Origin of the sequence: Sulfitobacter aestuariivivens, from assembly GCF_014763045.1 — a bacterium.
GTDB lineage: Bacteria > Pseudomonadota > Alphaproteobacteria > Rhodobacterales > Rhodobacteraceae > Sulfitobacter > Sulfitobacter aestuariivivens.
The window spans coordinates 1,384,985-1,397,653 of record NZ_JACTAG010000002.1; the positions used below are offsets into that span (position 1 = coordinate 1,384,985).

Here is a 12,669-nt window from a genome sequence, read left to right on the forward strand (position 1 = left end):
TTTACTACCATAAATAGAAAATTTTTGCCGACCAGCCTTGTTCGTGATCAGTTGTAGATAAGATATTTCATGTGCGGATTTCGCGCATTCACGCAAACTCCGGCAGGCATGGTCAATGAAAAGCAATCAGCGGTGACGCTGCTCAACCGCGCCCTTCAGGAGGATCCGAAAATGGACTGCGTCCGTAGCATCACATTCGTCATTCCCGGCACCGACGGTCTACCCGGTGTGCAGGTCACTGCCGTGGAAATCGACGGCGCCATCGAATTCACTCTCGAGGTTCTGCCGACCTTGGACGGCGCGACCGCCGATCTGCGCGGTCTGTTCTTCAATCTCGGTGACGAAGCCAGCCTGCTGGGGCTGACACCGACCGGTGACGATGTGACCAACCACGCCACAGGCAACGTGATCGACCTCGGACGCGGGAACAACATGCAAGGTTCCGCACAGCCCTACGACTTCGGTGTCGCTTTCGGCGGACCGGGCATCGGCAAGGACAAGGGCGACATCCAGACAACCACCTTCACGCTGACGAACGACGCGGGTGACCTGACGCTCGATGACATCGCGCAGGTCGAATTCGGCACCCGGATTACCAGCGTTGGCGAACTGGGGGGCGAACGCGACGGCTCTGGCAAGCTGACCACCATCGCCCCTGCTGCACCCGATGCGCAGGACGACAGCTACAGCATCTTCGAGGACGGACAGTCAGGTCTCGACGATCCCGCCTCCGTGCCTGAAGGCGTGGTGTTCGAGGTGCTGGACAATGATACCGACGCCGATGGCGACACACTCTCTGTGACGCATGTCTTCGGTGCGATGCACGGCACGGTCACGATCATCGACGGCGATGATCCCGATGACCTGCCAGGCGATGCGGTACTCTACACGCCCTATGCCGACTACGCCGGCATGGACAGCTTCACCTATTGCATCGACGACGGGAACGGCGGCACCGACTTTGCCACCGTAAACGTGATGATCGAAGCCGTAGCGGACATTCCCGAAGTCTCCATCGAGGCCTTCGCAACCGACGAGGTCAACGTCATCCGCCTCGTGGTCACGGCAGAGCAGACCGACGACGACGATTCGGAGTTCATCGATCAGCTTCTCAGCAGCGGCCTGCCGCCCGGCGTCACACTGACGCCCTCGGGCACGATTAATCCCGCAGGTCAGCCGGGCTCGCTGACGCAGGAATACATCCTGACCTTGCCTCCCGATCAGAACACCGACTTCGGCCTGACCTTCACCGCGGTTGCCGAAGAGATGTCAAACGGCGACACGGAAACCGGATCGGCCACGATCGATATCGTCTATGAATACAACAGCACCACAACCGGCGTGCAGTTCGAAGCCGAAGACCAGAGCATCTGGAGCTCGGGTGATGAATTCGTCTTTATCGATGACCGTTTCATCGGCATCGACACCGGCAACTTTGACGTAGGTCTTGACGATGGGCCGTTCGTCGCCGGGATCAGCGGGAATGTGCAGCTTGGCTTCCAGTCGACGCTGCAGTTCGAGGGTGGCAGCATCGACGCCACCGCAGATTACGATGTCACGGTCGAAACCAGCTACAACCAGACAGTCGATGAACTGCTGATCGAAACCGGTGCCTTCCTGACCGATACATTCTTTACCACCGAAGGACCGATGGGCAGCTACGTGCTGGACTTCATCTATGACGTGATGCTCAGCGCCTACGCGGGCGTGAACATCGATCTTGGCGGCATCAACCTTGATCCTGCGGGCGTCATCCCCGGCGACCAGACGATCGACTTCGGCAGTATCAACGAGACGATCAATGTCGGACCCGTAGGGGTGGGGCCGGGCAGTATCAACATCCTCGATCTGACCAGCAACGATCTGGGCGGCACCTTCACGTTGCCAGCCCCGGCCGACTCGCTTTCGGTTGATTTCGCCTGGCCCAACCTGACAACGACCAGTGATCCTGCGATCCTCAACCCGGCGGAATCGAGCGGGGCCAGCAACAACTTCCTGCAACTCAACCTTGATCTGGACGAACTTGCGACCACGCTGGCAGGCTTGCCGGTGAACCCGTTCAACCCCTCGCTCGAGGCCGGGCCGTTCTTCGCAGACTTCGACTTGCTGAACGTCTTCGTCAACGCAGGCCTGAACTTTTTGCAGGATTTCTCGATGGCGATGGGCGATCTGGTGGGCATCCTCAGCTTCGAGGACGGTTCCAGCACCGCCTTCACCATGGGGGACTCCCTGCAGCTGAGCAACGCATCACTGATTGACCAGAACGGTGATAACGACGGGGATGTCGAGTTTGTCTTCAACATGATCCCCGAAGCCGAGCTGAGCAACCTGACTGAACTGGGATTCAACGTCGGTGGCGGGGTGGACATTCTGTCGGTCGACGTGGGCTATGATCTGACCATCAACAACCCGTTCTCCGCAGTCGTGGGACCAGACGAATTCGGCTTCAGCGACAGCTTCGGTTTCGGCCCGTTGGCTGGGTTCGAACTCAGCTTCCCGGTCGCAGAGGTCGAGGTCTTCAACGACACCTTCGATCTGGCCTTCGGCGACGAACAGATCCTTGCGGTTGCCTGACGAAAAGGGCCGCCCCGTATGCCGGAGCGGCCCATTCGAAATGGTTTCAGGAGGGGGTCGGTTAGACGACTGTCAAACGCGCGCCCACTCAGGCTTCAAGCTGCCAAGGTTTGCCTCAGCAGATGACCTCCCAAGCTGTTCCGACACCTCGCTCCAATACCTTCTCTGACACTGGATCACCTCCTTTACATTTGTTGAACTCACCCGAATCGTCGCACGGAATGCGCAAATCGCAAAGCGTTTTTTGCACTGGATTGCGACAAGAAAATGCGCCCGCCGCACAAACAGGCAGTCTCACCCTGTCGCGCCACCGGCACCACCGCCGGATCAGCACGCCGAATGCCACGCCAGGCGACCTGATCCGCCTCGAAACGCCCGTCCGTGTGTTCCAGCCCCAACCGCTTGTCGCCCCCTGCCTTTGCCCGTATGTAGGCCGCGCAGTGACCCCTTGGCGGTCCAATATTCCACAGTGGCTGACGCAGGCAGCTTTCATATCATGCAGGAGGACGCCCGGTGACACTGGCACAAAGAGTTCAACAGGGTCTTGAGGGCCGCGACACATCCGCTGACCTGACCCCGGCCGAGGTGCAGGACGTCTTCAAGCAGGTCTGGAAGCCGGGTTACGGCTCTGTCGCGATGACCGAAGTCTTCTTTATCGACGCGCTTATCAACACCTTCCAGCCCCAAAGTTTTCTCGAGGTCGGCACCGCGTCGGGCCTCTCCACCGGGTTGATCGCCCGCAGCATGGAGGCCAACGGCGGCGGGCAACTGACCTCGCTCGATTATGACGATACCTTCTTTGGCGATACCACCAAACCCAATGGTTTCCTCTTTCCGGACATCTACAAGGGCGCGTCGGTTCGGACAGAGCTGCTTAAATTCAAGACATCGCCCGACCTGCTGGCGCTGAACCGCACCTTCGACATGGCCTTTGTGGATGCCAACCACCAGCACCCCTGGCCCACCATCGACATGATGTGTATCTGGCCCTACCTGACGGGTCCAAAAATCATGGTGCACCACGATCTGAACCTGTTTCTCAAGCAGGAACAGGCCATCGGCATCGGGCCCAAATATGTCTACGACCAGTTCGGCGATGCGCGGCGCATGAAATCAACCAAGGACAGCGGCAACATCTTTGCGCTTGATCTGGACATGCCACAGGCCGCCTTTGAGCGCATCCTGATGGATCTCTTCAAACTGCCATGGTCTCTGCGCACCGCGATCCAGCCCGAATACCTCGGCCCGATCCGCAAGGTGATCGAGACACATTATTCGCAGAACCTGCTTGCGCATTTTGACAAGGTTGTCGGCTACGCCAACGTGGCAACCGTCACGTAGGATCAGGCGGCGCGGGCCATCCGCGCCGTGATCATCCGAAACGGGATCAGCGCTGCCAGCGCCAGCGTCAGCTTGACCATCCAGTCAGCCACTGCCAGCGACACCCAAAGCGGCGCCTCCGGCCCGCTGCCCAAAAGCGGCAGCACCTCACTTGCCCATGATACATCCGTCGCCGGATGCACAAAGCTCAGCGCGCCGGAAAACGCGATCGAGAAAAACAGCGCCGTATCCAGCGTGCTGCCCACCAGCGTACTTACCAGCGGCGCGCGCCACCATGCGCCGCCGCGCAGCGCCGCAAACGTGGAAACGTCGATCATCTGCGCCACCAGAAACGCGATGCCGGACCCAACAGCGATCCGCACCGTCACCAGCGGGCCAAATTCGCCCATGATCTGCGTGCCGATCAAAGAGCAGATCAGACCCACCACAAAACCGACCAGAACCACACGCCGGGCCGCGGCCACGCCATAGATGCGGTTCATCACATCCGTCACCAGAAAGGCCAGCGGATAGGTGAACGCCCCCCAGGTCAGCCACTGACCAAAGAGAAACTGAACAAGAATATTCGAGGCCACAACAATGGCGGCCATGGCAAGAATGCCGGGAAGGTAGGTGCGTGACATGTTTGAACCGTTTTTTGCAAGGGTGCGGCGACTTGGTCTGCGACCACCGCAGACCCGCGCGCTTTAGGCCTTTGCCGCGCGGCGTGCAAGTCATTCCGTCAGGGTAAACTCAACGATCTGCGTGCGCTGTATGCGGTAGAAGTTATCATCCGAGATCAGCGTCAGGTGCCTGTGCCCCTGCGCGTCCTCCCAGATACTGAGCCCCTCAAGGTTGTCAAACCGCCCCGGCCCGGTGGTTAACAACGTTGCTTCGCCCAGCGCCGGGGCCGCCAGATTAAACCGTCTGATCCGGCTGCGAAACCCCAGCGGGGTCAGCGCGCGTTCAAGAAGATAGAACCGGCCCGCACTGTCGAAATCCGCCCCTACTGGCAAGAACGGACCCCGTCGCGGGATACGCGCCGCAATGTCCCACTGCCCTGCGCGCCGCGCATAAAGGGGAAAGGGCCGCGTTTCCTCTCCCGACCGCTCGGGCAAGGCAAAAAGCGCGCCATCGGGATCAATCGCCAACGCCTCCAACCCCGAATTGATCTGCAATGCGTCAAAGTCTGCGTGCCCACCCAGTACCCGTGTTTGGCCCGTTTCAGGGTCCAGCTGCGCGACCCGGTGGGTCAGCTCAAAAGAGATGTAGGCCTGCCCCTCCGCGCCCACCGCCAACCCTTCGGCATCGGTGAACCGGGGGCCCAATTGTCCGCCCTTCGCGTATTTCAGGGGGGTCTGCGTGACAAGCTGCAGCCCTTCCAGCCGTCCGTCGTCGCGGATCATCCGGGTTGTCACCAATCGGCCCCGGTCGCTGATCACGGTCATGCTGCGGCCCTGCGCATCGACTTCGATCCCGGAAAAGCCACCGAACCATGGCTCCTTCCGTTCCCAGATCACATTCGCGGTCAACTCAAGAACCGGCTCTGCCCGTGCGACATGGCCTGCGCAGATCACCAGCGCCGAAAGAAAAAGAAGGTGTCTCAGCCGTCCAGCACCGCTTTGCACTGTGCAGGCAGATCGCCCAGCACCAAATCACGCCGTGGCTTGGGGGGCGGCGCATTGGGATCGCGTGGCTTGGGCGGCGGTGGGTTCAGAATGTTGGCAACCCACTGGCGTGCATCGGCACATCCATCCCCTGCCGGTGGCGGGGTCTGCGCCTTGCAACCGCGCGCGCCTGCAGGGCAGGCGATACGGATATGAAAGTGATAGTGGTGCCCATACCAGGGCCGCACCTTGCGCAGCCAACTGCGGTCGCCCTTGGCGTCCTCGCACATTTGCACCTTGGCCCCGGGAAAGATGAAAATCCGCTCGGTACGTGGATCCTTTGCCGCCGCTTTGACGATCTCATGATGCGCCCGCGTCCAGCTTGAGTTGACATACGCCCCCTTGGCCCGCCGCGTCGAGATCGACGAGATGTTCTCGCGCTGCGTCGGGCTCAGGGTCAGCGACTTGGGCGGCAGCATCCAGATATCAGCATCCAGCCCGATCTGGTGACTGCGGTGCCCGGTCAGCATCGGCCCGCCGCGCGGCTGGCTCATGTCCCCCACATAAAGCCCCTCCCACCCCGGTTGCGCTGCGGCAACCCGGCTCAGCTTCTTGACCATGTCAACCATCTCGGGATGTGCCCAGTTGCGGTTGCGTGACAGTCGCATGGCCTGCCATGTCGGCCCGGTTTCGGCCAGCTGCTGCGCCCCGGCAAGGCATCCCTTGGCATAAGATCCATAGGCCGCGGGCGGTTGGCTGGACGCAAAACTCTTGGCCCCGAAAAGCCGCTTTGCAATCGTCCCGCTGCGGGCATCCCCCGAAGACGCGATGGTCGGCAATACCACCGGTTCCCCGCTGATATCACGCCCCCCACCGCCCCCGCAGGAGCCAAGGACAAGCGCAAGAATTGTAAAAGTCAGAAAGCGGGAAAGGATCATTTGGCGAAATCTCCATCTCGTTTGACCCAAGCTAACAGAACCAAGCCAACGATGAACAGCCCTACAACGGGGGTAATGCCCAATCTTTGGCTGCCGGTCACATCACTTGCCACAGCTATCAGCGCAGGTGCCAGAAATGACGTCGCCTTGCCGGACAGCGCATAAAGCCCGAAGGCTTCGGTCATGCGTTCCGGATTGCCCTGCCGCGTCAGCATGTTGCGCGATGACGCCTGCAACGCACCGCCCGCGGCACCAATCAATGCCCCGGCAACATAGAACAGGATATCGGGCAGCGTTGACCCCTCGGCAACGCCGATGCCCAGAACAGACGTTGGCGTCAGCGTGATGATCATGCAGGCCGTCAGGATCAGAATGATGCAACAGGTCACAATCACCGGCATCGGGCCAATCGCGCGGTCCACCCGGCCCCCGACCCAGCAAAAGAACGCGCCTGAAATGGCGGCCAGTATGCCAAAGATACCAATGTCTATGATCGACCAGTTCAACACGCCCAAAGCGTATATGCCGCCAAAGGTGTACATCCCATTAAGCGCATCGCGGTAAAACATCGACGATCCCAGATAGGCCAGCAACGACGGATGGCGCGGCAGACGCCTAAGCGTATCGCCCAGATCCCGCAGCCCCTTGCCAATGCGGTACCGCGTGGCATTCGGATTTGGCGTGTCGCGGATGTACATGAAGAACGGGATCATAAAGACCGCATACCAAACCGCGGTCAGCGGCCCGACGATCCGCGTGTCCGACCCATCCGCCTTTTCCAGCCCAAAAAGCGGGCTCAGCCCCACCATGGTCTTGCCACTGTCCGTCGCCTGAAACAGCCCGATCATCACGACCAGTGCGATCACGCCGCCGGTATACCCGAACCCCCATCCAGACCCCGAAATCCTGCCACGCTCGGCCGGATCATCAGTCAACTCCGGCAGGTACGAGTTGGTGAAAATCGTCGCGAATTCCATCCCGATGAGGCCCACACCAAAGAAAAACAACGCCCACAAAACAGAGAAATCCTGCGGCGCCGTCCACCACAACGCCCCCGCGCCCACGACATAAAGCACGGAAAACACCCAGATCCACGGCATCCGCCTGCCGGAACTGTCCGCGACAGCCCCCAGCACCGGGGCCAGCAAGGCGATGAAGATGCCCGTCACCGTCAGCCCATACCCCCAATAGGCCTGCGCCTTGGCTTTGGCCAATTCCACGTCCATCCCGCCGTCAACCAACGCCGTGGTGGCGGTCTGGGCAAAATAGGGCCCGAAAATGAAGGTCAGCATCAGCGTATTGTAAGGCTGGCTGGCCCAGTCAAAAAAGTACCAGCCCCAAATGCGCTTGCGCGGTGTGATTGTGCCCATAAGCCCATGCTCCCCCGTTCCCGAAAGGTAGAGCAGGCGACGCCCAGCCGCGCAAGCCTTCCTTTCCCGCAAGAGGGCATTCTGCCTGCCACCCCTGCCAAACACGGCCCGCGACCCTATGATTTTCGATTGACGCCGCAACCCAGCACCACAAAGATGCGGAACCGGGTGCTCGTGGCGATCAAACCGCGCGGCACCCCACGACATGTGAAAGCCATAGTTTTGATATCGCGCTCTTTTCCCAAAACTCTTGCCCTTCTCACGGGTCTGGCCGCGCTCTTGTTTGGGTGTGCGTCACCACAGGCGGAATGGTATCAGAAAATGACGATCAGACTTGTCTCGGACACCCGCACGCTGGTCATATCGGAAACAAGACACATCAGGCTGGAATACACGGATCCCGACTCTGCCACCGCCGCGTTGGGACATGGAAGCAAGGCCCATATCAGGGGTGAAGCCATCCACACCTGGCTTCCGGATGGCCGGGTATTCATCGCCCTTCTGCAAGGCGTTTCCCGAAAGGGTGATGAAGGATACAACGCCCTCTTTGTCTCCGGTGCAAAGGTAAAGGGTGCGGCTTATGACAAACGTGTGGATCATTGGCGAAAAGTCCCGGTCGGAAGCAGGTTCGATCTGCCCGTCCGGAACTGGCCGTTCATGATCACCGCCAGAATATCCAAAGGCCGAACGCTCACGGATGTGGTTCAGATTGACCCGAATGATCCGAAGTTGCCCGGCACCGACCTGCGCGTCGGGGACGTGGTCCTTGAAAAGACAAAAGGACCGGTTTCTGAATTTACCTTGCCCGCGCAGCTTTCCTGCCTTCGTACCGGTCAGGCATGCAGCGATTTCAGAATGGGCCCTGACCTGACCGATCCTTCGATTTTCAACCCGTTCATCGCCAAGGGTTTCTAAACAGGCTGTCTGCTTTGGCGAAGATCTCTTGCACCGACACGTCCCGGTTCACCTTTCGGTCCCGCGCACCCCTTCGCTATAACGGGCCTGACGCGAACGAAATCTGCTAACCAAAAGGCGGCACATGCAAAATCTCTCGAACGCTCCCACGCTGACCACCAGCCGATTGATCCTCCGGGGCCCTGAACGCGACGATCTGCCCCCGTTCACCCGTTTCATGACCAGCGCCCCCTCCATGCAAGCGCAGGGAGAGACGGTCACCGCCCAACAGGCCTGGTTCGGGTTCCTGACCGGCGTGGGCCACTGGCATTGGCACGGCTTCGGCTTCTTTACGGTCGTACTGCGGCAGACAGGGGACCCCGTCGGCCGTGTCGGCCTGATCAAACATTCGGACTGGCCGGACGTGGAACTGGCATGGCATCTTTTCGAGGGCGCAGAGGGACAGGGCATTGCAACCGAAGCCGCGATCATGGTCAGGACATGGGCCCGCGAGGATCTGGGGATAAAGAGGCTTTTCAGCTATATTGACTGCGGGAACACGCGCTCACAGGCTGTTGCCAGAAGGCTGGGTGCTGTCACGGACGGCACCCGCGCCAGCCATGAACCCGAGGCAGAAGTCTGGGTGCACCCGTCGGAGGATGAATGAGCCAGGCCAGAGCGGCGGTGAACGAACATCAAGCAGCACCCGCCAATACCTGGTCACGCGCGCATGGGTCACACATTGCGGGCAAAAGATACGTCTTCTGCCAAAGCGCACAGATGGCAGACCGTCCACCTTACATAGGCGGCCAGGGGCGCTTGTCTTCGGCGTCAGTCCACGTCTTGACCCACTCGGGCATCGCAGGCGACGTTGACCCTTCTTTGCCCAGGGCCTTGAGCACCCGGTCCGGTCTGACAAGCCCGTCCTTGTCGGTGACCGCCGCGCGATACATCACATGGCTGGCGCACTCGCCGTTCCGTTTCCACATCGACTGTTCAATATAGGTGAATTTGTCGTCCCAGCAGACCATGCGACTGCGCATCTCGAACCGCTCAAACCCGTGGATGCGACGACGAAACCGCGTGCAGCTGCCCGCCATCGTCAGTCCCCAGCGTTCGCGCCGGATCGCGTCTATCAGACCGACGCGCTGTGCCAGCGCCGTGCGCCCGATGTCATACAGCGACAGCGCGCGGCCATTGTTCAACTCCATCCAGAAGTCCAGATCATGCGGCCAACAGATGTGCTGGCTGACGTGCAAGTCATCGAAGTTTTCCAGACGGGGCTGGCGGCTGGCCAGCCAAAGATCCTTGGCAATGCGAACGAACGGAAACATAAGGCGGCTCCTTTGCGCTTTGACATGGTCACGTTGACGCGCACGTCAACCATGAACCTCGCGGCACCCTTGCGGTTTTTCGCGCTGACGCTTAACTGATCAACACCGCTGGAAAAGGGTCTGCCGATGACGTCGCTGTTTCAAATCCTGATGTTAATTCTGGATATCGCCTTCTACATCGTGCTCGCGCATGTGATCCTGTCGTGGCTAATCAACTTTCAGGTCCTGAACCTGCGCCAGCCTGTTGTGGCCTCAATCTGGGACGGCCTGACACGCCTGCTAGAGCCGATCTATGCCCGCATCCGGCAGTTCCTGCCCCCCATGGGCGGGCTTGATTTGGCCCCGCTGGTCGTCTTTCTGGGGATCATGATCATCCGCATTGTGCTGATCAACAACGCCGCCGCCTTCTACTGATTTCGCACCGACGCACTACCGACAGGTTACCGACGCAATACCGACGTGGCGTTCGGTGGGGTAACGCCTGATTAGGGTGTGTGCTGCGTGTGGCGCGATATCTCTCTTGTTCACTGATTGTTAGTGTGGGAGTCTGCAAAAAAAGAGCAGACATTTTCACGAGCTTTCCCATGCAGGCTGCCGCCCCGCTGCTAAAAGACGTCTTTGGATTCGATGCCTTCCGCCCCGGTCAGGAAGAGATCGTGGAGGCCGTTGTCGCGGGACAGAACGTGCTGGCGATCATGCCGACGGGTGGCGGTAAATCCTTGTGTTTTCAATTGCCTGCGCTGATGCGCGAGGGCGTCACTGTGGTGATATCGCCGCTCATCGCACTCATGCGCGATCAGGTCCGCGCCATGCAAGAGGCGGGCGTGGGCGCAGGCGCGCTGACCTCCGGAAACACGGATGAAGAGACCGACGCCGTCTGGGAGGGGCTGGAGGCCGGCACGCTCAAACTTCTCTACATGGCCCCCGAACGCCTTGCTGCGGGCGCTGTCACCGGCATGCTCAAACGTGTCGGTGTTTCCCTCATCGCCGTGGACGAGGCCCACTGCGTCAGCCAATGGGGCCATGATTTTCGCCCTGATTACCTAAGGATAGGCGAACTGCGCCGCGCGCTGGATGTCCCGCTGGCCGCCTTCACCGCCACAGCAGACACCGAGACACGCGCCGAGATCATCCAGAAACTGTTCGACGGTGCGGCCCCACAAAGTTTCCTGCACGGGTTTGACCGCCCCAACATCCACCTTGCCTTCTCCGCCAAGAACAAACCCCGCGACCAGATTCTGAACTTTGCCGCTGCCCGCAAGGGGCAGTCTGGCATCGTCTATTGCGGCACGCGGGCCAAGACCGAAGGTATCGCGCGCGCCCTCAATGACGCAGGCCAGAAGGCGATCCACTATCACGGCGGGATGGAGGCCGAAGACCGCCGCATCGCCGAACGCCGCTTTCAACAAGAAGACGGATTGATCGTCGTCGCCACCGTCGCCTTTGGCATGGGCGTCGACAAGCCCGATATCCGATGGGTCGCCCACGCCGATCTGCCCAAAAGCATCGAGGCCTATTATCAGGAAATCGGCCGCGCGGGACGGGATGGCGCACCCGCAGAAACCCTGACACTCTTTGGCGCAGATGACATCCGCCTGCGCCGCGCACAGATCGACGAAGGGCTCGCCCCGCCGGAACGCCGCGCGACAGATCACGCGCGGCTCAACGCGCTGCTGGGCTTGGCCGAAGCGCTGACGTGCCGTCGCAAGACCCTGCTGGGGTACTTCGATGAATTGGAGGTGACCTGCGGGCGCTGTGATCTGTGCGATACTCCGGCAGATGTATTCGACGGGACGACTGCGGTGCGCAAGGCCCTGTCGGCGATGCTGCGCACGGACGAATGGTTCGGAGCGGGCCACTTGATCGATATCCTGCTGGGTATCGAGACGGACAAAGTGCGCGCACGCGGTCATACCGGTTTGTCGACCTATGGCGTGGGCACCGAATATGACCGCAACCAATGGCAGGCCGTTTTCCGGCAGATGATGGGCCACGACCTCATTCGTCCCGACCCCACAAGACACGGCGCGCTGCGGATGACAGATGCCGCGCTGCCGATCCTCAAAGGGGAGGCACAGATCAGCCTGCGTCGCGACAGCATCAAAGCAGCTTCAGCAACACGGCGCCCTGCGGTCAAGCAGATGGTCAGCGAAGAAGACGCGCCCCTTTTGTCCGCCCTCAAGGCCAAGCGCCGCGCACTGGCAGAGGCTGCCAAGGTGCCCGCCTATATCATCTTTACTGACCGCACGCTGATCGAAATGGCCGAAACCCGTCCCCGCGATCTGGATGCCATGGCAGGTGTCGGCGGGGTGGGGGCCAAGAAACTGGCAACCTACGGCGATACCTTTCTGGAAGTCATCAATGGCGCGGCGCAAGACATGCACCCGACGCGTCGCAAGCTGGCAGGCCGTGATGCGGGGCAGGTCTATGACCAATTGCTGCAGATACAGGCGGATCTGACGCGCGGTGCGGCGGGAACGGACAAGCCGCTCAGCTGTTCGGCCTCGCAACTGGCCAAGGTGGCCCAGCTGCGTGAGGCAGACGAAAACATGTTGCAGCGTCTTTTGGGCGAACGACGCAGTGACCGATTTGGCGCCGCCTTTCTGGACGTCCTGCGGGACGCGGGCTAAGT

At 60.5% G+C, this 12,669-nt stretch carries 11 protein-coding genes; 6 read left to right on the forward strand and 5 right to left on the reverse strand.

Annotation, left to right across the window (positions count from 1 at the left end):
* Nucleotides 1–69 precede the first annotated feature (69 nt).
* Together H9Q16_RS16605 and H9Q16_RS16610 are read left to right on the forward strand one after the other, a co-directional pair.
* Nucleotides 70–2,574: an Ig-like domain-containing protein gene (locus tag H9Q16_RS16605; protein WP_191076525.1), complete on the forward strand. Its 2,505-nt coding sequence runs from the start codon at nucleotides 70–72 to the stop codon at nucleotides 2,572–2,574.
* A 513-nt stretch (nucleotides 2,575–3,087) separates the two neighbouring features.
* Nucleotides 3,088–3,915 (forward strand): class I SAM-dependent methyltransferase, encoded by an 828-nt coding sequence (locus tag H9Q16_RS16610; RefSeq protein WP_191076526.1) that lies wholly within the window; start codon nucleotides 3,088–3,090, stop codon nucleotides 3,913–3,915.
* A gap of 2 nt (nucleotides 3,916–3,917) precedes the next feature.
* On the opposite strand, the gene H9Q16_RS16615 is transcribed toward H9Q16_RS16610, so the two are convergent.
* From H9Q16_RS16615 to H9Q16_RS16630, 4 genes are all read right to left on the reverse strand, one after another.
* A complete protein-coding gene (locus H9Q16_RS16615) occupies nucleotides 3,918–4,538 on the reverse strand; it encodes a queuosine precursor transporter (protein WP_191076527.1) in 621 nt (206 codons plus the stop codon).
* Nucleotides 4,539–4,628: 90 nt separating this feature from the next.
* Nucleotides 4,629–5,522, reverse strand: coding sequence for an esterase-like activity of phytase family protein (locus tag H9Q16_RS16620; RefSeq protein ID WP_343067874.1), 894 nt, complete (start codon nucleotides 5,520–5,522; stop codon nucleotides 4,629–4,631).
* Nucleotides 5,498–6,439 carry a penicillin-insensitive murein endopeptidase gene (gene mepA, locus H9Q16_RS16625; protein WP_191076529.1) on the reverse strand — a complete coding sequence of 314 codons (942 nt, stop codon included), beginning with the start codon at nucleotides 6,437–6,439 and terminating at the stop codon, nucleotides 5,498–5,500. Before mepA ends, H9Q16_RS16620 begins: the two co-directional genes overlap by 25 nt.
* Complete coding sequence (locus tag H9Q16_RS16630; protein WP_191076530.1) at nucleotides 6,436–7,809, reverse strand: MFS transporter; 1,374 nt, start codon at nucleotides 7,807–7,809, stop codon at nucleotides 6,436–6,438. The genes mepA and H9Q16_RS16630 overlap by 4 nt, the downstream gene beginning before the upstream one ends.
* Before the next feature lie 321 nt (nucleotides 7,810–8,130).
* Here H9Q16_RS16630 and H9Q16_RS16635 point away from each other — a divergent pair, with 321 nt between their 5' ends.
* Together H9Q16_RS16635 and H9Q16_RS16640 are read left to right on the forward strand one after the other, a co-directional pair.
* Nucleotides 8,131–8,724, forward strand: a complete 594-nt coding sequence (locus H9Q16_RS16635) for a hypothetical protein (RefSeq protein ID WP_191076531.1) — start codon at nucleotides 8,131–8,133, stop codon at nucleotides 8,722–8,724.
* Between the two features lie 124 nt (nucleotides 8,725–8,848).
* Nucleotides 8,849–9,370, forward strand: coding sequence for a GNAT family N-acetyltransferase (locus H9Q16_RS16640; protein WP_191076532.1), 522 nt, complete (start codon nucleotides 8,849–8,851; stop codon nucleotides 9,368–9,370).
* A gap of 130 nt (nucleotides 9,371–9,500) precedes the next feature.
* Here H9Q16_RS16640 and H9Q16_RS16645 read toward each other — a convergent pair whose 3' ends face one another.
* Nucleotides 9,501–10,037 (reverse strand): acyl-CoA thioesterase, encoded by a 537-nt coding sequence (locus H9Q16_RS16645; protein WP_191076533.1) that lies wholly within the window; start codon nucleotides 10,035–10,037, stop codon nucleotides 9,501–9,503.
* A 126-nt stretch (nucleotides 10,038–10,163) separates the two neighbouring features.
* On the opposite strand from H9Q16_RS16645, the gene H9Q16_RS16650 reads away from it, so the two are divergent.
* Both H9Q16_RS16650 and recQ read left to right on the forward strand, forming a co-directional pair.
* Nucleotides 10,164–10,451, forward strand: a complete 288-nt coding sequence (locus H9Q16_RS16650; protein WP_191076534.1) for a YggT family protein — start codon at nucleotides 10,164–10,166, stop codon at nucleotides 10,449–10,451.
* Nucleotides 10,452–10,621: 170 nt separating this feature from the next.
* Entirely contained in the window at nucleotides 10,622–12,667 is a 2,046-nt protein-coding gene (gene recQ, locus H9Q16_RS16655; protein ID WP_191076535.1) for a DNA helicase RecQ, read from the forward strand.
* Nucleotides 12,668–12,669 lie beyond the last annotated feature (2 nt).

Excerpts from the sequence above, each read along its gene's own strand:
- H9Q16_RS16640 (WP_191076532.1), top strand. The coding sequence starts at position 8,849 with ATGCAAAATCTCTCGAACGCTCCCACGCTGACCACCAGCCGATTGATC.
- recQ (WP_191076535.1), top strand. The coding sequence starts at position 10,622 with ATGCAGGCTGCCGCCCCGCTGCTAAAAGACGTCTTTGGATTCGATGCC.
- H9Q16_RS16615 (WP_191076527.1), bottom strand. The coding sequence starts at position 4,538 with ATGTCACGCACCTACCTTCCCGGCATTCTTGCCATGGCCGCCATTGTT.
- H9Q16_RS16645 (WP_191076533.1), bottom strand. The coding sequence starts at position 10,037 with ATGTTTCCGTTCGTTCGCATTGCCAAGGATCTTTGGCTGGCCAGCCGC.
- H9Q16_RS16650 (WP_191076534.1), top strand. The coding sequence starts at position 10,164 with ATGACGTCGCTGTTTCAAATCCTGATGTTAATTCTGGATATCGCCTTC.
- mepA (WP_191076529.1), bottom strand. The coding sequence starts at position 6,439 with ATGATCCTTTCCCGCTTTCTGACTTTTACAATTCTTGCGCTTGTCCTT.
- H9Q16_RS16605 (WP_191076525.1), top strand. The coding sequence starts at position 70 with ATGTGCGGATTTCGCGCATTCACGCAAACTCCGGCAGGCATGGTCAAT.
- H9Q16_RS16635 (WP_191076531.1), top strand. The coding sequence starts at position 8,131 with ATGACGATCAGACTTGTCTCGGACACCCGCACGCTGGTCATATCGGAA.
- H9Q16_RS16630 (WP_191076530.1), bottom strand. The coding sequence starts at position 7,809 with ATGGGCACAATCACACCGCGCAAGCGCATTTGGGGCTGGTACTTTTTT.